Here is a 636-nt window from a genome sequence, read left to right on the forward strand (position 1 = left end):
CGGCGCCTGACCCGGCCCGGCGGCGAAGAACAGCGGCCGGTTGCGGGGCCGTCGTCGGCGGCGGCGGAGGCGGCGGCGGATCAGGGCGGGTGGACCTCGATGGATCTGGCGCAGGAGCTTCGCAACGTCTTGCGGCGTGGACCGCATCCGGTGCCGGGAGAGGTGTTGGCGGCGTTGGTAGCTCGTTCTCGCGTGCACGACGGCGTGCTGTGGTCCGAGTGGGGGGATGTGCCGGCGGCGCATCAGGCCGGCGCGGTGCGGATACCTGTTGGTCCTGCCCGCACGGAGCTGGAGCGGCTCGAAGCGGTGCGGCATTGGTTGCAGGGGCCTGTCGCTCGGGTGGCGTCCGATGGTGAGCCGGCGGTGACGCTGCGGCTTCCGGGCTGGGTGAGCATTCCTGTGGTGCGGCTGGAGCAGCAGGGGAACAATCCGGAGATTCACGTCGCGGTGCTGCCACGGGATCGTGGCCTGTGGGTGAACCACTACGCTACCGGCCTGGCGGCGGTGCGGCTTGATCACGGCGTGACGCTCGACGAGCTGTACCGGAGGCTTGACGCCGACACAATGGACACGATCTTCTTCGAGTCTGGTGAGTTGAACGACGTCGAAGTGGAACACGGGTCGGTCCGTCATGCG

General features: G+C 69.2%; 1 protein-coding gene. It reads left to right on the forward strand.

Annotated elements, in window-relative coordinates:
- Positions 1–99 precede the first annotated feature (99 nt).
- Positions 100–636 (forward strand): hypothetical protein (locus ABD901_RS58835; RefSeq protein ID WP_345145155.1); only part of this gene is annotated, 537 nt, incomplete at its 3' end.

This window comes from Dactylosporangium darangshiense (assembly GCF_039537565.1).
Taxonomy (GTDB): Bacteria; Actinomycetota; Actinomycetes; order Mycobacteriales; family Micromonosporaceae; genus Dactylosporangium; species Dactylosporangium darangshiense.